The 16860-nt window shown below is 57.7% G+C and carries 14 protein-coding genes; 3 read left to right on the top strand and 11 right to left on the bottom strand.

Features of this window, described 5'->3' with window-relative positions; genetic code table 11:
• Nucleotides 1-15 precede the first annotated feature (15 nt).
• From HK20_RS09415 to HK20_RS09370, 10 genes are all read right to left on the bottom strand, one after another.
• Nucleotides 16-1476: an NAD-dependent succinate-semialdehyde dehydrogenase gene (locus HK20_RS09415; RefSeq protein WP_086646812.1), complete on the bottom strand. Its 1461-nt coding sequence runs from the start codon at nt 1474-1476 to the stop codon at nt 16-18.
• A gap of 26 nt (nt 1477-1502) precedes the next feature.
• On the bottom strand, nt 1503-3296 hold the full coding sequence (locus tag HK20_RS09410; protein WP_086646811.1) for an ABC transporter ATP-binding protein: 1794 nt from the start codon (nt 3294-3296) through the stop codon (nt 1503-1505).
• Nucleotides 3293-4108 carry an ABC transporter permease gene (locus tag HK20_RS09405; protein WP_086646810.1) on the bottom strand — a complete coding sequence of 272 codons (816 nt, stop codon included), beginning with the start codon at nt 4106-4108 and terminating at the stop codon, nt 3293-3295. Before HK20_RS09405 ends, HK20_RS09410 begins: the two co-directional genes overlap by 4 nt.
• Nucleotides 4105-5061, bottom strand: coding sequence for an ABC transporter permease (locus HK20_RS09400; RefSeq protein ID WP_086646809.1), 957 nt, complete (start codon nt 5059-5061; stop codon nt 4105-4107). Before HK20_RS09400 ends, HK20_RS09405 begins: the two co-directional genes overlap by 4 nt.
• A complete protein-coding gene (locus HK20_RS09395) occupies nt 5058-6680 on the bottom strand; it encodes an ABC transporter substrate-binding protein (RefSeq protein ID WP_233129158.1) in 1623 nt (540 codons plus the stop codon). The genes HK20_RS09400 and HK20_RS09395 overlap by 4 nt, the downstream gene beginning before the upstream one ends.
• Nucleotides 6681-6775: 95 nt before the next feature.
• Nucleotides 6776-7444, bottom strand: coding sequence for a haloacid dehalogenase type II (locus HK20_RS09390; RefSeq protein WP_086646808.1), 669 nt, complete (start codon nt 7442-7444; stop codon nt 6776-6778).
• 181 nt (nt 7445-7625) lie between these two features.
• Nucleotides 7626-8783: an FAD-binding oxidoreductase gene (locus tag HK20_RS09385; RefSeq protein WP_086646807.1), complete on the bottom strand. Its 1158-nt coding sequence runs from the start codon at nt 8781-8783 to the stop codon at nt 7626-7628.
• The gene (locus tag HK20_RS09380) at nt 8780-10165 is read right to left on the bottom strand and encodes an NAD(P)/FAD-dependent oxidoreductase (RefSeq protein WP_086646806.1); all 1386 of its coding nucleotides are present in this window, start codon (nt 10163-10165) and stop codon (nt 8780-8782) included. Before HK20_RS09380 ends, HK20_RS09385 begins: the two co-directional genes overlap by 4 nt.
• Nucleotides 10150-10449: a (2Fe-2S)-binding protein gene (locus HK20_RS09375; RefSeq protein ID WP_086646805.1), complete on the bottom strand. Its 300-nt coding sequence runs from the start codon at nt 10447-10449 to the stop codon at nt 10150-10152. The genes HK20_RS09380 and HK20_RS09375 overlap by 16 nt, the downstream gene beginning before the upstream one ends.
• Nucleotides 10450-10505: 56 nt before the next feature.
• Entirely contained in the window at nt 10506-11885 is a 1380-nt protein-coding gene (locus HK20_RS09370; RefSeq protein ID WP_086646804.1) for an aminotransferase class III-fold pyridoxal phosphate-dependent enzyme, read from the bottom strand.
• A gap of 246 nt (nt 11886-12131) precedes the next feature.
• Here HK20_RS09370 and HK20_RS09365 point away from each other — a divergent pair, with 246 nt between their 5' ends.
• The 3 genes from HK20_RS09365 to HK20_RS09355 are packed head-to-tail and all read left to right on the top strand — an operon-like array spanning nt 12132 to nt 15899.
• The gene (locus HK20_RS09365) at nt 12132-13610 is read left to right on the top strand and encodes an aldehyde dehydrogenase (protein ID WP_086646803.1); all 1479 of its coding nucleotides are present in this window, start codon (nt 12132-12134) and stop codon (nt 13608-13610) included.
• 6 nt (nt 13611-13616) lie between these two features.
• Entirely contained in the window at nt 13617-14786 is a 1170-nt protein-coding gene (locus tag HK20_RS09360) for an amidohydrolase (protein ID WP_086646802.1), read from the top strand.
• Nucleotides 14787-14831: 45 nt separating this feature from the next.
• Nucleotides 14832-15899: a tartrate dehydrogenase gene (locus tag HK20_RS09355; RefSeq protein WP_086646801.1), complete on the top strand. Its 1068-nt coding sequence runs from the start codon at nt 14832-14834 to the stop codon at nt 15897-15899.
• Between the two features lie 68 nt (nt 15900-15967).
• Here the strand turns inward: HK20_RS09355 and HK20_RS09350 are convergent, their stop codons facing one another.
• Nucleotides 15968-16858 (bottom strand): delta(1)-pyrroline-2-carboxylate reductase family protein, encoded by an 891-nt coding sequence (locus tag HK20_RS09350; protein ID WP_086646800.1) that lies wholly within the window; start codon nt 16856-16858, stop codon nt 15968-15970.
• Between the last annotated feature and the right edge of the window lie 2 nt (nt 16859-16860).

The following is a 16860-nucleotide window of genomic DNA, read 5'->3' as shown; positions in this document are numbered from 1 at the left end:
AGAATGTTCCGGATGTTAAACGTCAAGCCCGCCAAGATGCAGACTTTTCGTTTCCATGAATTCTTCCATGCCCGCATGCCCCCCTTCGCGCCCGAGGCCAGACTCCTTGACCCCGCCAAAAGGCACGCTTTCCATGGAAATGGCGCCGGTATTGTGCCCGATCATGCCAAATTCCAGCGCTTCACCCACGCGCCACAAACGGCGGATGTCATTGGTAAAAAAGTAGCTTGCCAGCCCAAAAGGCGTATTATTGGCAATGCTGACGGCCTCTTCTTCCGTTTTAAAACGGAACAGGGGCAGCACGGGGCCAAATGTTTCCTCGTGAGCCACGCGCATTTCGGTGGTGACACCTTCAAGCACCACCGGCCACACAAAGCGGCCCTCCGTGCGTAGGGGGGCACCTACGTAACGTGCTCCCTTGCTCAATGCGTCTTCCACATGGGCCCGCACTTTGGCTACGGCAGATTCGTTAATAAGCGGCCCAATCGTGCTGCCTGCATCCATGCCGGCACCAACCTGCAAGGCTTCAACCTTACGCATGACGGCCTCCAGCAAACGGTCCCATATGCCGTCCTGCACCAGCACGCGGTTGGCGCAAACGCAGGTTTGCCCGGCATTGCGGAACTTGCTTTGCATAATGCCTTCGGCTGCGGCGTCCACATCCGCATCATCAAACACAAGGAATGGAGCGTTGCCGCCCAGTTCCATGCTGCATTTTTTTACGGTTGAGGCAGATTGTTCGAGCAGGATTTTGCCAACCCCGGTAGAGCCGGTAAAGGTGAGTTTACGCACAACCGGGCTTTCGGTCAGCACTTTGCCCACGGCTGCGGGCAGGCCGGTAATGACGCTCAGCAACCCTGCGGGCAGGCCCGCACGTTCGCCCAGCACAGCAAGGGCAAGGGCGGAAAAAGGCGTTAGCTCGGAAGGTTTGATCACCATGCTGCATCCTGCGGCAATGGCGGGGCCGCATTTGCGGGTGATCATGGCCAGTGGGAAGTTCCAAGGCGTAATGGCGGCCGTGACCCCAATGGGCTGTTGCAGCACCAGAACGCGCCGGGCAGGGTCTGCCGTGCTCAGGATACTCCCCTCGCTCCGGCGAGCTTCTTCGGCATACCATTTAAGGAAAGAGGCCGCGTAGCGCACTTCGCCCCGTGCTTCGGCCAGAACCTTACCCTGTTCTGTGGTCATGATCGTGGCAAGGTCTTCCACATTGTCCATGACAAGCTGGTACCATGTAGCCAGAACTTCTGCCCGCTGTGTGCCGGTTTTACGCTTCCAGTCCAGCTGGGCTACGCGTGCAGCTTCCACTGCTTTTTGGGTATCCTGTGCAGTGCAGGCGGGTACAGAGCCAATAATGCCTCCCGTTGCGGGGTTGTCCACGCCAATCCGCTGGCTGTCCTGCCCATCACACCAGATGCCGGCAATAAAAGCCTGCTGGCGGAAGAGCGTGGGATCATTCAGGTTGAGTAGCGCCATGGTGTTTGTCCTAACAAAAAGGGGAATCAGGATAGGTCTGGTGCCTGTAAGTGGCAGTTAATCAGCGCGCCAGAAGGGGCCTGCCACGTTGGGGGAGGGGTTTGTGCACAGTCCGCAACAGCAACCGGGCAACGCGGCATGTAGCAGCAGCCATGGGCGGGAACAGGGGCTACCTTGCCAGGTTTGAGCCCGTTCTGCCGAATGACCCCGTCCAGCCAGCCTGGGTGCATTTCCGGCACCGAGCTTTCCAGCTTACGGGTATAAGGGTGGCGTGGGGGTGTGTTCAGGGCGGAAGCGGTAGAGAACTCCACGCAATGCCCGGCATACAGAACCGCCACATGGTCACACACAGAACGCAGTGCGTGCAGGTCATGCGTAACAAAAAGCCACGATACCCCCAGCTCGCGCTTGAGTTCCATCATCAGGTCCAAAATGGCGGCGGCTACAACGGTATCGAGCGCTGCGGTTATTTCATCGCAGAGCACAAGGCGGGGGCGGGCAGCCAGCGCGCGCGCAAGGTTGACGCGCTGTTTTTGGCCGCCGGAAAGCTGGGTCGGGTAACGCCCGGCAACGGCAGCAGGCAGGCGCACCATGTCCAGAACCCGGTTAAGGGCCGCGTCCGAGGCATCCTCGTTATAGAATGTCAGAACACGGCGGAGCGTAGCGCCTACGCTCAGGGCCGGGTTAAGCACCAGATCCGCGTTCTGCGCGACCAGTTGCAGGTGCTGGCGCTGTTGGGGCGTGCGGTCCTCAATTCTGGGGGCAAGGGGCTCACCCGCAAAGAGCATGTTCCCCCCTGACCAGGGCTGAATACCGGCTATGGCGCGGATAAGGGTGCTTTTGCCGCAGCCTGATTCGCCAATAATCCCCAGTGTTTCTCCCGCGCGGACAGGCAGGCTTACGGAGTTGACAATGGTATGTCTGGGGTGGCCATTGGGCATGATGGCCCCATAGCCGACCATCAGGTTCTGCACATCCAGCAATGGTGTTGCCGGGGGCAACACATCATGGTTGCGCAGGTGTGGCTGGCTGGCGGCAACAAGCTGCCGGGTGTAGGGTTGTGTGGGTTTGTTCAGGATCTGCCCGGTTGGGCCTTCCTCCTGCACGCTGCCGTTTTTGAGCACAACAGCACGGTCGGCCATCTGGGCTACAATGGCCAGATCGTGGGTTACGTAAACACCGGTAAACCCACACTGGCGCATGGCGACCCTAAAAGCTTCCAGCACTTCTATTTGCGTTGTGACATCCAGCGCAGTGGTCGGTTCATCAAAAATGACCACTTCAGGCTCGGTTATCAGCGCCATGGCCGCCATGATCCGCTGGAGTTGCCCCCCCGAACATTCATGCGGGTAGCGTGCGCCGATGGTGTGCGGCGTGGGCAGGGCCATCATCTCGAACAGTGCAATGGCGTGGTCCACAGCCTCCTTGCGGGGGAGAATGTGGTGGGTCAGGGCGGGTTCGATCACCTGCTCCATAAGGGGCAGGGCCGGGTTAAAGGCAGCCCCGGCATTCTGGGCAATATAGGCAATGGTTTTGCCCCTAAAGCTGCGTAACTCGCTAGCTCCCATGGTGCGCACGTCATGCCCGGCGACCCGTAATTCCCCCTGTGCTATGCGGCAGCCTGTGCGGGCATAGCCGGTCAGGGCCAGAGCAATGCTGGTTTTGCCTGACCCGGATTCACCGATCAGGGCCAGCATCTCACCTTCTGCCACGTCAAAGCTGACATTGGAAACAATGGTGGTTTCCGGCCCTGTGGCCCTGCGGCCGGTCAGGCAGAGATTCCGGACTGTAATAAGGGGAGGGGGGGAGTGCCCGCTCATTGGCGTCGCCCTTTACCATCCAGTGCAAGATTGAGCCCCACGGTCAGGAACGCAATGGCCAGTGCGGGCGCGATAACTGCTGGTGCTCCGTAAACAAGGCCAAGCAGATTTTCCCGCGTGAGGGAGCCCAGGTCGGTCTGTGGGGGCTGTAACCCGACCCCCAGAAAGCTGAGATTGCTCAATAACCTTACGGCGTAAATAAACCTCAGCCCCACATCGGTCAGCACGGGACCAGCCATGTTCGGCAGGATTTCCCGCACGACCAGATAACTGGTTTTTTCTCCCCGCATGCGTGCTGCAAGAATGAAATCCTTTTGCACGATGGACAGTGCCAGCATGCGGCATGTGCGGTAGGAGCCGGGCAGGTAAATGCACGCCATTGCCAGCACAAGCACCGGCACGGAGGAGCCAAAGGTCGCCACCGCCACAAGCCCGCTCAACAGGGAGGGTATGGAAATAACACCATCCATGAAGCGCGAAAGCAGGGTATCGGTCATGCCCCGTTTAAGGGCTGCCATCATGCCCAGAAAGGCTCCCGCGCCACAAGCCATGACTGTTGAAGCCGCACAGAGCAGTACGGTGCTGCTGGTGCCATAGAGCAGGCGGGTCAGCACATCGCGGCCCAGATAGTCCGTTCCAAGCCAATGCCTGGCGGATATGGGTGCAAATACGGTGGTGCTGACCACTTCTCCGGGCAGGTAGGGGGCAACCCATGGTCCAGCAAGGGCTAACAGAAGCCACAGCAAGGCGAGTAGTGCGGGGGCCTGCAAAAACGGGGTCAGGTAACGTGGCCGGGGGAACGCAAGCATCATGCACGGCTCCTTTCCTGTGTGGAAAACAGGGCCACAACATCGGCTAGCGTAGTCAGCAGCAGATACGCAGCACAGAAGATGAGCGCACAGGTTTGTACCAGCGGAATATCACGCGATGCCACGCTATCCACCATCAGGCTGGCAATCCCGGGGTAATGAAAAACAGATTCCACAATGACCACGCCTCCAAGCAGGTAGGAAAGGCTGAGTGCCATGACATTGAACAGTGGTGCCACAACATTGGGCAAAACGTGGCGCAGGATAATGGCGGTGGGAGATACCCCCTTGAGCACGGCCATTTCCACCCATGATGAGCTGAGCACATTCACCATAACGGCGCGTGTCATGCGTGCCATTTGCCCCACAATCACACATCCCAGTGTGGCGACTGGCATGGAGAACGCCGCCAGAAACGACCCGATGGAATGAATATCGCTAATACTGGCAAGGGCGGGCAGCAGGTGTAGCTGCACGGCAAACACCAGCACCGCCAGTGTTGCGACCAGAAACTCGGGGACAGACACAACGCAGAGTGTCAGCACGGATACACAACGGTCAAAAACCGTATTGCGGAATATGGCCGAAAGCGTACCAAGCAGCAAAGCCGTGGGAACGGCAAACAGCGTTGTAATGCCCGCGAGCAAAAGGGAGTGCAGCAGGCGCTCATGCACCATGCTCATGACAGACTGGTGGCTGACCAGAGACATGCCAAAATCCCCCCGGAGCAACCCGCCAGCCCAGCTTGCAAAACGCAGAAGAACAGGCTCATCCAGCCGCAGGCTGTGGCGCAGGGCGGCAACTGCATCAGGCGTTGCAGCCTGCCCCAGCAGGGATTGCGCAACATCGCCGGGCAGGGCCGAGGTAATAAAAAAGACCGCGACCACGACAAAAACAAGCGATACGCAGGATGCGCCAAGCCTGCGGGCAATGGCTATGCCAAGCTTGGCATTCATGGAGCCGTCCCCCCTGCTGTGGAGCGGGTAGGCTGTTCATCTACCCAGATGTGGCGGGCAAAATTATACCCCATCAACTGCCCGCCCTGATGCGGGCGTAAACCCTGTATGCGGGGATGAAAGCCGTCCAGACTGGTAATAAAGCTGGGGATGCACACGCCTGAGCCTGCGCGGATCATGGCCTGCATATCGTTATACAGGGCGTGCCGTTTGGCCGTGTCTGGCTCCTGGCGGCTCAGGGCGAGTAACTGGTCAAACCGTGGATTGCGCCAGTGGGATTCGTTCCATGGGGCGGTTGATGCAAAGCTGACAGCAAAGGTCATGTCTGCGGAGGCACGGGGGTTAACATTGCCAAACCCCATGGGAAAGCGCATCCAGGACTGCGTCCAGTACCCATCTGCTGGCATGCGGCGCACATCCAGCTTGACTCCAATATTCTGTGCCGCATTCTGCAGGAGCACTGCCATCTCTACCGAGCCGTTAGCGGCGGGGGAACAGATGAGCGGTGGCAGACTCTGGTTGAGAAAACCATTTTTTTTGAACAGGAAGCGCGCCTTGTCCGGGTCAAACCCGGTCTGGGGCAGGGTTGTGTTGCAGTCGCGGTGTTCGGGGGGCAGAGGCTGGTCATTACCTGTGCGGCAAAAACCCAGATAAATGGAACTGCGCATCTGTTCGCGATTGAACAGCAGCTTCATGGCCTGCACAAAATCCGGGTTCTGGCCCGGCCCCACATCCTGCCGAATGGCCAGATTGGTGTAGGTGCCTGTCGGGCTTTCCAGCACTGCGATATTGCGTTTGCGGATGAGCGCTACAAGCCGGGGATCCACGGCAGCAATAATATCTACATCGCCTGAGAGTAGGGCATTATGCCGGGCCATATCATCACTGATGGAAATGAGTTCGAGGGAATCCACCCACACACCACCGGGTTGCCAAAAATTGGGGTTACGCAGGGCTACTGAACGAATACCCGGCTGGAAAACGGCGCAGGTAAACGGACCGGTGCCATTGGCTTTATGAAACTGGGTTGTCCCCTCACGGATGATGGCAAAATTGGTTAACCCCAGAACCGAGGGGAACGCGATATTGGGTGCATCCAGTTCAATCACAACGCCAAGCGGGCCATCGGCTTTTACGGTGCGCATGGTCATGGCATGATAATGGACCTGTGATCCAAGCTCAGGCGCTTTATGGCGAAGAATGGAATACACAACATCGGCTGATGTCAGAGGGGCTCCATCATGGAAGCACACGCCACTGCGTAGCCGGATATGCCATGTTCTAAAGTCGGTGCTCTCTATGCTTTGGGCAAGAGCCGGGTGTGGGGTCAGGGTCTCGTCCAGTGCGACAAGACCATCGTAAAACATGTTACCCCGCATGTAATCAGTCGCCATGGACTGGCGCGCAGGGTCCAGCGTGTCGCTCAGGGAGCCCGATGTGGAGGCTGCCCGCACGTGTCCGCCGGTGCGGGGCTGTGCGGGCGGCCCGGCTTGTGCAAAACCGGCTCCACCAGCATTGTTATCCTCTGCCCACGTTGTGCCGAGCCAAGGTTGAGCCGCGCAAACCCCTGTGGCGAGCAGGCGTGTTCCCTGTTTTATCATGTTGCGTCGGTTCAGCATCAACACGCTCCAACTGGGGGAAAACAGGGGGGAGGGACAAACAGAACGGGGCGAATATTGTATGGGAATAATCGCCCCGCATCCGGGCTAAAGGCTTACAGGCCCAGAACGCCGGGCAGGCCACCAATATTGGGGATTTCGGTGTAACCGTAATACGGCGTGGAGGGTTCATGCCCGCGCGCAACAAAAACCTTGTTGCGAATACCCAGATCATGCGCGGTCATCAGGTCATAGCGCAGGGAGGATGAAACATGCAGGATGTCCTCCGGACCACAGCCCAGCTTGTCCAGCATGTATTCAAATGCACGCATATGCGGCTTGTAAGCCTGCGCGTCTTCCGCTGTGAATACAGCGTGCACAGGTGCGCCAAGCTTGGCCACATTGGAGTGGATTTGCGTGTTGGAAGCATTGGAAAGGATGACCAGAGGCACTTCCTTGGCAACCTTTGCCAGCCCTGCGGGCACATCGTCCCAAGGCCCCCATGTGGGAACGGCTTCATAAAACTTGTTGGCCACTTCGGGTGCAAAGGGAACATTCCATTTTTTGCAGGTGCGTTCCACGGCATTGAGCAGCACGTAGCGGTAGGGCTGCCATGGGCCCAGAACTTCGTCCAGCCGGTAGGCGGCAAAGTCCTTGCAGAACTGTTCCATGCCTTCGGGGGGAACAACATCTGCGTAAAGCTCACGCGCCATGTCGCTCATACGAAAGCGGGTCAGGGTGCCGTAGCAGTCAAATGTTACGAATTTTGGCCTGAACGTCGTCATGATGTTTTTGTCCGTCTGGTTAACGTTACGATATGACAACATAAACTGAACGGAGAATGCTACTGCTTTCTTGGTTTATGCAGCAGAGCCTTCTGTATGTTGGAAAAAGGACCACAGATCATGCCGTGGGCATATTTGGCCTGATCTGCCCGCCCAGAACCGGCAGGCAGATCAAAAAATATTATAGGCTGACCGGAGCCGCAAAACGGGCAATGCTGAAGGGTTCAAGGGGAATTTCGGTTTTGCCTGTAGCCAGCAGGTCCGCCATGGTTGCCCCTACACCCGGCCCGAGCTGAAAACCGTGACCGCAGAATCCAAAGGCATAATACAGGCCCGGCACGCGGGCACTTGGCCCCATAACGGGTAGATCATCATCGGTATAACCTTCAATGCCGGTCCATGTCCGAATAATGCGCAGGCGTGCAAAGTCAGGCAGAATACGCTCCAGATGCGGCATCTGCCTGACAGTGTTCAGCGGGTTAAGCTGTGCCCGTTTGGTGTTCAGGTCCACAGTGCCCCGTAGCCCGCCACCAAATACAATATTACCGCGTTCCACCTGCCGCAGATAAACGCCTTCCTCCTCCACCCATGAGGCATAGCCAATAACCGGGTGAATACGGTAGGGGACGGGTTCTGTTACCCCCATCTGTGGAGCTTTGGGGGTTAGCGGCAGGTTTTCGCCAAACGCGGCAGCCATTTTTTGCCCCCATGCTCCGCTCGAAATCTGGAGCAGGGGGGCGGTAAAGCGCAGGCCATCAGCTGTTTCCACCACAAAATCTTCTGCCGTGCGTGTAATATTGCTGACTTCGGCCCCCTCCCGCACAGTTGCACCCGCCCGCCGTGCAGCACGGCCAAACGCCGGGGCGGCAAGGCGGGGGTTGGCGTGCCCGTCAAGCGGGGAAAAAGACGCGCAGTCCACATCTGCCGCGAGCATGGGAAAGCGCTCTACAGCCTTGCGGCCACTGTAAAGCTCCAGTTCCAGCCCATAGGGTTTGCAGTCCTGTGCGTATTTTTCCAGTCGGGCGCTGTCCTCGGCTTTAAAAGCAACACGCACATGCCCACTGGGCAGAAATTCAACATTTTCGCCAATCAGGCGGGGGAGGTCGCCCCACAGGGCGCGGGACCTGTTGGCAAGGGGGAGTTGGGGCAAAAAACGGCCCTGGCGGCGCACATTGCCAAAATTGGTGCCCGAGGCATATTGGCCGACCAGATCGCGCTCAAGCAGAATAACGGACAAACCCCGCTGGCGCGCAAAAAACGCGGTTGCAGCCCCCATAATGCCGCCGCCAATAATAATAACATCGGCCCGTGCAGTGGTGTTGGTAACAGGCTGGCTCATGTCATAATGCCCCGGATTTTGGCGGGTAAGGGTTTAATGGGCGCCGCACTGCGGATACGGCCTGCCTGTTCAATGGGTATGTTACGGGCGGCTGCCAGGACCTCCGCGCCGGCAAGGCCGCACATGCGCCCCTGACAACGGCCCATGCCCACACGCACAAAAGCTTTGGCACGGTTGAGTTCCGGTGCATCCAGCGAGCCGGCTGCCCGGCGAATATCACCTGCTGTCACGTTCTCGCAGCGGCAGATAACAGTCTCGTCCGGTAAGGAGGCAGCATTCCGCCATGGCCACGGAAAACCCGTTTCCAACCCGGTGCGGAAGGCCGTCATAGGCTCCAGCGCCTTGCGCAAACGAGCGACTTCCTGTGCAGACACAGTCAAGCCCAGATCAGCAAGGCAGCGCAGGGCGGCCAGAGCACCGGCATATTCCGCGCCATCTGCACCGCGTATGCCTGCACCATCCCCTGCTGTGTAAACGCCTTGCTGCGATGTTGCGCCATCCTCGTCCGTAACAGGTAGCCACTGGCGGGATGTGGGGTCAAAGGCGAAGTCGCATTTCAGCAGGTCGGTCAGCTGCGTTTCCGAGCGCAGGCCATACCCCATGCCAACGGCATCGCCCACGGTATGGCGTAACTGCCCGCGGCTGTTGCGCCAGGTTACACCTCTTACACGCAACCCATCGTCATCATCCCGTTCTTCTATGCGCACGGGTTGAATACCGGCATGCAGGGCCACGCCTGCCCGCATGAGCTCGGCCATATAACGCACACCCTGTGCCAGTATGGCGGGCCGGTGGCGCAGGCCACGCAGGCCTTTGATACGTGTTTTGAGGGATGACGTGTCTAGCACTGCCCGTGGCTTGATGCCAGCCTTGAGGTACTGCCACGCCACCAGATACAAAAGTGGCCCCGTGCCCATAAAAACTGGGGCCGCGCCAACAGCGCAGGCCTGTGCTTTGAGCGCGATCTGGGCACCCCCAAGGGTAAACACGCCGGGTAATGTCCAGCCGGGGCAGGGCATAATGCGGTCGGTAGCCCCGGTGGCAATGATTAGCGCATCATAGGGAATGGCCTCTACCCGCTGGTTATGTTCCACCAGCACCTGCTGGTCCACAACACCCCATGCCAGCGTTTCTGGGCGGTATTCTATATGCGGGAGTAATTCTGCAAAAGCTGTATGCAGTGCCGTGGCGGAACGTGCGGAAGCGCCATAGAGCTTTGATGCTGGCCGCACAAAATTTTCTGGCTGCCTGCGGTATATCTGGCCACCCTGCTGGCGGTTTTCATCCAGCACAATCGGGCGCAGGCCGGCCTGAGTAAGGGTTTGTGCCGCGCGTGTGCCAGCAGGCCCCGCCCCGACAACAATAACTACTGGCTTGTCCATGGCACCTCTGCTGTCACTATACGTAGGCCGGGGGTGGCGGGGGTGGAACAGGCGCGCAGTTCATCACCGCTTTCGGTCCATACGCGGCAATCCTGACAGGCTCCCATAAGACAGAAACCTGCCCTTGGTTTTTGATCAAACTCATTCACACGGAGCTGCCCGCCAGCCAGAAGGAGGGCGGTTAGAATGGTGTCCCCCTCAAGCGCTGTAACGGGTTGCCCGTTCACTGTTATGGTAATGGGTGACCGCTGTGTTTCGGACACACGTCGGAAAAGTCCCTTCATGAGGGTGAATCTCCTGCCATGGCCGTGGCGGCACATGTGCGCCACGGCTCGGTGTCTCAGGCAATTGCTGCGGCTATGTCCTTGTCGTCCAGCAATGTGTTTAATACGATTTCGATACGATCGCACAGAATATCTGTTTCTTCCAGCGTCATGCACAGCGGAGGAGCCAGCCCGATGATGTCATCCCCAAAGGCGCGGAACAGAACGCCATTTTCGTAACCAATTCTGGCCAGTTTTTTGGAAATACCCAACGAGGCCGCAGGCTTGGTTTTGGCCTGTTTGTCTGTCACCAGTTCAATGGCTGCAAGCATGCCCATGGACCGGGTATCGCCCACAAGCGGGTGATTTTTCATGCTGGCAAGGCGCTCAGCCAGATGCACACCGGAGCGTACGCCGTTTTCAAGCAGCCCGTTCTGGTAAAGGTCCAGCACGGCAAGGCCAATGGCAGCACTAACGGGGTGGGCGCTGTAGGTCATGCCGTGGCCTACGGCAACACCTGCGGGGGTTGCATCGCGGATTGTGGCATACATGCCCTCGCTCATGAATACGGCTCCCATGGGGGCGTAGCCAGATGTCAGGCCCTTGGCTACAGTCATCATGTCCGGCACAACATTTTCATGTTCACAGGCAAACAGGGGGCCTGTGCGGCCAAAACCGGTAATCACTTCATCCGTTACAAACAGAATATCCAGTTCCCGGCAGGCGTTGCGCATGGCGCTCAGCCACCCGGCCGGCGGCACGGCCACACCACCCGAACCCTGCACAGGTTCACAGAAGAATGCGGCAATGTGTTCTGGCCCGCCAAGTTCGGCCACCTTGTTGTGCAGGTCAGCTACACAGGCGGCAATAATGGCGGCGGCATCCGGCCCTTTGGGGTGGCGGTAGGGGTCAGGGCTGGGGATGTGATGCTGCCAGGCTAAAGGCACATCTGCATTACGATGGAACGCCGCAAGGGCTGTAAGGCCAGCCCCGGTGTAAGTGCTGCCATGGTAGCCACGGGCCAGACCAATTACGTGGCGTTTTTCCGGTGTGCCGCGGGCATGCTGGTAAAAGCGGATAAAGCGCAGGGCGCTATCCACGGCATCCGATCCACCTTGGGAGAAAAAGACCCGGTTAAGGTCACCCGGCGTTACGGCCGCAAGGCGGGAGGCAAGGGTAATGGCGCTCTCGCTTGCAAAGCCAAAATAGCCGGTGGCGTAGGGCAGGCGGGTCATCTGTTCTGCGGCCGCCTGCACAACACTTTGCTGGCCGTAACCCACGTTAACGCACCAGAGTCCGGCAAACCCGTCGAGCAGCTTGTTGCCATGAATATCCGTCAGCCATGATCCTTGACCGGATTGCAGGATGCGCGGTCCCTGCTCTTCCTGATCACGCCATGATGAGACGGGATGGATCAGGTGGGCACGATCGAGTGATACAAGTGTCTCTGGAGTCATGGCTGTTTGGTATCCGTTGTGTTGTTGGCCTTGTTTTTCCTATGCTGGTACGGGCGGAAAATATGGTGCTGTAACCAGTCGTTACGATAGCGGATTGTGCTGTTCTGGAGGCAGGGGCTGTAAGAAAGCATTAAATTGCCATTCACCCCGTTTTAGTATTTGCGCCAACAGTATGGATAAGAAAAACTACGATACCGCAATGACCTGAATGGCGTTTGCAACAGCCACAGTGCAGGGGAGTAGAGCGTGAACAATCTTGGTTTTCGTCCAGAAGATGTAGCGCTGCCCGTTGGGCATTTTCTGGCAGGCAGGCTTGTGCCCGGTAGGGCGGATATTGCCGTAACCAGCCCAGGGAATGGCCGCATTCTGGCGCATCTGCCAGAAGCCGGGGCTGATCTGGTGGACGAGGCCGCACAAACTGCTGCCCGTGTGCAGCGCCAGAGTGGGTGGGCAAGCTGTGCTCCACGCGAGCGTGCAAAAGTTCTGCGTCGCTGGGCTGATCTGGTCGAGCGTAACGCCATGGAACTGGCCCGGCTGGAAACAGTCTGTTCCACCCGCCCCATTGCCCAGACAGTTGGGTGGGATATTCCTTTCCTTGCTGAAGGTATAAGGTTTTTTGCAGAGTATTGTGATAAAGTTGGTGGAGACGTAGCCGTAACAGCCACCAATCTTTTGGGCATGACCGTGTATGAGCCCTACGGTGTTACTGGGGCCATTGCGCCGTGGAACTTTCCGCTGGTCATGGCAAGCTGGAAAGTAGTGCCAGCTCTTGCCGCAGGGAATGGCACGGTGCTCAAGCCATCTGAAATGACGCCGTTTTCAGTAGTCAGGCTGGCCGAACTGGCGGTTGAGGCCGGGTTGCCCGCAGGGTTGTTCAATGTTGTGCAAGGCACGGGCCTTGCAACGGGGGAGGCCATTTGCCGACATCCGGCTATTGGCAAACTCAGTTTTACCGGGTCCACCCGCACGGGTATTGCAGTCATGAAAGCCGCTGCTGAAAGCGGGCCAAAACCGGTTACGCTGGAACTGGGCGGCAAAAGCCCGCAACTGGTGTTTGATGATATTCCGAGTGTGGATGATGTGGCGGACCGTATATTCCGTGCCTTTACTGGCAATGCCGGGCAGGTGTGTGTAACCGGCTCCCGCCTTATTGTGCAGCGTGGTGTGGCCGAACCCCTGATTGCAGCGCTTGTTGCACGGTGCGGGCAAGTAAAGGCATTAGCCCCGTGGGATGAAAACGCTGCGTATTCCCCCATTATTTCAGAACCACAGGCAAACCGTATTCTCGCACTGGTGCAAGGCAGTGTGCATGCCGGTGCGCAGGAACTGGTGGCCTGCAAACGTATGGATACGAATACCGGTGGCGTTTTCCTCTCCCCCGGTATGGTAATGGTCCAGAATGCAGAATGCCCCTTATGGCAGGAGGAGGTCTTCGGACCCGTTCTGGCCATACAGGTGTTTGATGAGGATGATCAGGCATTTGCACTGGCTGAACATCCTGTTTATGGGCTTGCAGCCGGTGTGCATACTGCCTCCCTGCCCAGAGCCATGCGCGCCATTCGTACGCTCAAGGCTGGCACGGTATGGGTTAACCGTTATGGCCGTTCTTCAGACTTTGTTATTCCAACTGGCGGGTTTGGCGGTTCCGGAATTGGCAAAGACCTCGGCAGGCAGGCGTTTGAAGCTAATCTGAGGCTTAAAAGCGTGCTAATGGCGGCGGAGTAAACAGTTATGGAACCATTGACTGTTGATGTCGCTTTTCTGGCTGAACTGCGCAGGGATTTGCATACGCACCCCGAACTCAGGTTTGAGGAGCACAGAACGTCGGCCCTTGTTGCCGAGTATCTGCAAAATCTGGGTTACGCGCCCCATATTGGCCTTGCCGGAACAGGGGTTGTCGCCACGCTGGATACGGGGATTGCAGGCCCCGCCATTATGCTGCGCGCCGATATGGATGCCCTGCCAGTAAGCGAAGCAGGACAAGCGCCGTGGGCATCCTGCACACCCGGGGTCATGCATGCCTGTGGGCATGATGGGCACACCGCCATGCTGCTCGGTGCAGCGGCACTACTGAAAGCAGACCCACCGCCACGTGGCCGGGTGCACTTTGTTTTCCAACCTGCGGAAGAGGGCGGGGCTGGTGCACAGGTTATGATAGATGAAGGCCTGTTTGATCTGTTCCCAACCGATTACTGTTTTGGCCTGCATAACTGGCCGGGGCTGGAAGCCGGGCGCATGGGGGTTCGTTCTGGCCCGATTATGGCGGGTGGCTGGCGCTTTGCAATCCAGATTACAGGCAAGGGGTCCCACGCTGCCCAGCCACATCTGGGCACAGACCCGCTGACCATTGGGGCAGCATTGGTGCAGGAGGCCCAGTTACTGGTGGCCCGTCGCACGGACCCTACCATTCCTGCCGTGGTGTCCTTCTGTATTTTTGATGCAGGAACAACGGATAACATATTGCCAGAAACAGCCCGGCTGGCAGGCACCCTGCGTGCTCTGGACCCGGTGGTGCTTGATGAACTCAAGGATGGGCTGCAACGCCTGTGCAGTGGGTTACAGGTGGCCCATGGTGTTACCATACAGGTTAACTTTCATCAGCCTTACCCCGTTACGGTTAACGAGCACCATGCAACCCAGCTTGCACGCAAAGCCATGCGTGCACTGGAAGCACAAATGGGTGGCCCAGTGCCGGATATGGATATTACTCCCAGTCTGGCCTCTGAGGATTTTGGCTTCATGCTGCAAAAGAAGCCTGGAGCCTATGCCATGATCGGGAATGGGGAGTCACATAAACTCCATTCTCCTGATTATGATTTTGATGATTCAATCATAACCAGAGGGGTGCGCTACTGGCACACTCTTGCCCATATATGTGCCGCGCAAGAGCATGCCCTCTGATTGAAAAAGACGTGTTTGTTCATCTGGTAATAAGGATAAAACCGCGTGAAGACTTATGAAATAGCCGTTATTCCGGGGGATGGTATTGGCACGGAAGTCATGCCGCAAGCCCTGAATGTTCTGGAGCGTGTGGCAGAAGTTTGCGATTTTGGAATAAAATTTCGCAATTATGACTGGAACTGCGAAACATGGCTGCGCACCGGGCAGATGATGCCAAAGGACGGTATTGACCAGCTCTCGCAAAGTGATTCCATTTTGCTGGGCGCTGTGGGCTTTCCATCTGTTCCAGACCATATTTCGCTTTGGGGGCTGCTTATTCCCATTCGGCGGGAGTTCCACCAGTATGTCAATTTGCGCCCGGTCCGGCTTTTGCCGGGTATCCCGTGCCCATTGGCCAATAAAAAACCCGGCGATATCGACTTCTGGATTGTGCGTGAAAACTGTGAAGGTGAATATTCCCAGATAGGCGGCGTGTTTGGTGAAGGTACACCATCCGAAGGGGCTATGCAGACTGCGGTCTTCACCCGTTATGGCACAGACCGTATTCTCCGTTACGCGTTTGAATATGCCCGTAAACTAGGGCGGTTGCATGTAACGTCCGCCACCAAATCCAATGGTCTGTTCCATTCCATGCCCTACTGGGATTCCCGGTTTGAAGCGATTGGCAAAGAGTATCCGGATGTGCGGATGGACCAGTACCATATTGATATTCTGGCCGCGCGGTTTGTCATGTCTCCTGAACGGTTTGATGTGGTTGTTGGCAGTAATCTGTTCGGGGATATTCTGTCTGATCTGGGGCCGGGCATTACAGGCACAATTGCCGTTGCTCCCTCGGCCAATATTAACCCAGAACGGGCTTACCCCTCCATGTTTGAACCCGTTCACGGCTCCGCCCCCGATATTGCAGGCCGCTTTATTGCCAACCCCGTAGGACAGATATGGGCTGCGGCCATGATGCTGGAGCATCTGGGCGAGCCAGAAGCCGCAGGGTTGGTGATGCAGGCAATTGAAAAAACGTTGGAAAATCCGGCAACACCCCGCACCCCAGATATGGGCGGCACTGCGGGCACGCGTGAACTTGGCGCTGCCATTGTGCAGAATATTCTTGCGTAAAGACAATACTCCCTACAGTCCATGGCCTCGTGTAAAGGGGCATGGACTGTGGGTACACTCAGGCCGGATTAATGCGGCACAACGCGGCAGGCAGCCAGATCCCACGCGGCACACCCAACGGATTTGAAAAAAACAGCCCGCTCCAAAGAGGGGGGAGTATGGAGTGCTGAAGCAAGAGGGCGCACCTGCGCCCAGTCTACACCAGCCTGAAGCAGATCCCCTGCTTCGCTGGGGGCGCCTATTGGGTCATCAACATAAAGCTGGCTTGCGTGTACAGTGCGCGGTCCAACTTCGATCATATCTGGCCGAAAAGCACCAACGCCAATAATCAGGCTTTCTGGAGCTGGTGGTTCATTGTACAGGCACTCCCTGCTTGGTGTCACAGTGATAATGACATCAAACCGGGTATCCTGCGTGGCTGCCGGGCGCAGGTCGAGAGGCAGGGCCTGGTGCCGTTCGCAAAACTCTTTTGCCCGTTCTGGGGTTCGGCCGCGTACAAAGACTGTTGTCTGGGGGTGTAGGCTGGCCAAGGCTGCACAATGGGCACTGGCCTGTGCACCTGTGCCAATAATCAGCACTTTACGGACAGGTTTGCGGGCTAGCAGGCGTATGCCCAGCATGCTTATACCTGCGGTGCGGCGCATGGTTACTGTTGGGCCATCGAGCGAGAACAGGAGTTCGCCCGTTTTTGCATCCGCGCAAGTTACCTGCCCCTGAATGGTCGGGCGTGATGTGCCAGCGTTATCGGGGCATATGGTCAAAAGCTTGGTGACCAGAATATCCGGGCTTGCACAGGGCATGGCCATGAGCAGGCCAGTCCCGCCCGGCGCACCAACAACCGTGCGCTCGGGGCAGGTTATGGCACCATTGGCGTAGTCCTGCACCGCAACGGCCAACGCATCAACCAGACTGGCAAAGGGCAGGTATTCTGCTGTCTGGGCTGCGGAATAGTGCTTCATAT

The organism is Acetobacter sp. DsW_54 (genome assembly GCF_002153575.1).
Lineage (GTDB): Bacteria > Pseudomonadota > Alphaproteobacteria > Acetobacterales > Acetobacteraceae > Acetobacter > Acetobacter fabarum.
The sequence above is the reverse complement of the archived record's forward strand: the minus strand, read 5'-3'. Positions and strand labels throughout refer to the sequence as shown.

Coding starts and splice junctions, on each gene's coding strand:
- HK20_RS09400 (WP_086646809.1), bottom strand. CDS start 5,061: ATGAATGCCAAGCTTGGCATAGCCATTGCCCGCAGGCTTGGCGCATCC.
- HK20_RS09415 (WP_086646812.1), bottom strand. CDS start 1,476: ATGGCGCTACTCAACCTGAATGATCCCACGCTCTTCCGCCAGCAGGCT.
- HK20_RS09350 (WP_086646800.1), bottom strand. CDS start 16,858: ATGAAGCACTATTCCGCAGCCCAGACAGCAGAATACCTGCCCTTTGCC.
- HK20_RS09405 (WP_086646810.1), bottom strand. CDS start 4,108: ATGATGCTTGCGTTCCCCCGGCCACGTTACCTGACCCCGTTTTTGCAG.
- HK20_RS09395 (WP_233129158.1), bottom strand. CDS start 6,680: ATGCTGAACCGACGCAACATGATAAAACAGGGAACACGCCTGCTCGCC.
- HK20_RS09410 (WP_086646811.1), bottom strand. CDS start 3,296: ATGAGCGGGCACTCCCCCCCTCCCCTTATTACAGTCCGGAATCTCTGC.
- HK20_RS09390 (WP_086646808.1), bottom strand. CDS start 7,444: ATGACGACGTTCAGGCCAAAATTCGTAACATTTGACTGCTACGGCACC.
- HK20_RS09360 (WP_086646802.1), top strand. CDS start 13,617: ATGGAACCATTGACTGTTGATGTCGCTTTTCTGGCTGAACTGCGCAGG.
- HK20_RS09385 (WP_086646807.1), bottom strand. CDS start 8,783: ATGAGCCAGCCTGTTACCAACACCACTGCACGGGCCGATGTTATTATT.
- HK20_RS09370 (WP_086646804.1), bottom strand. CDS start 11,885: ATGACTCCAGAGACACTTGTATCACTCGATCGTGCCCACCTGATCCAT.
- HK20_RS09380 (WP_086646806.1), bottom strand. CDS start 10,165: ATGGACAAGCCAGTAGTTATTGTTGTCGGGGCGGGGCCTGCTGGCACA.
- HK20_RS09375 (WP_086646805.1), bottom strand. CDS start 10,449: ATGAAGGGACTTTTCCGACGTGTGTCCGAAACACAGCGGTCACCCATT.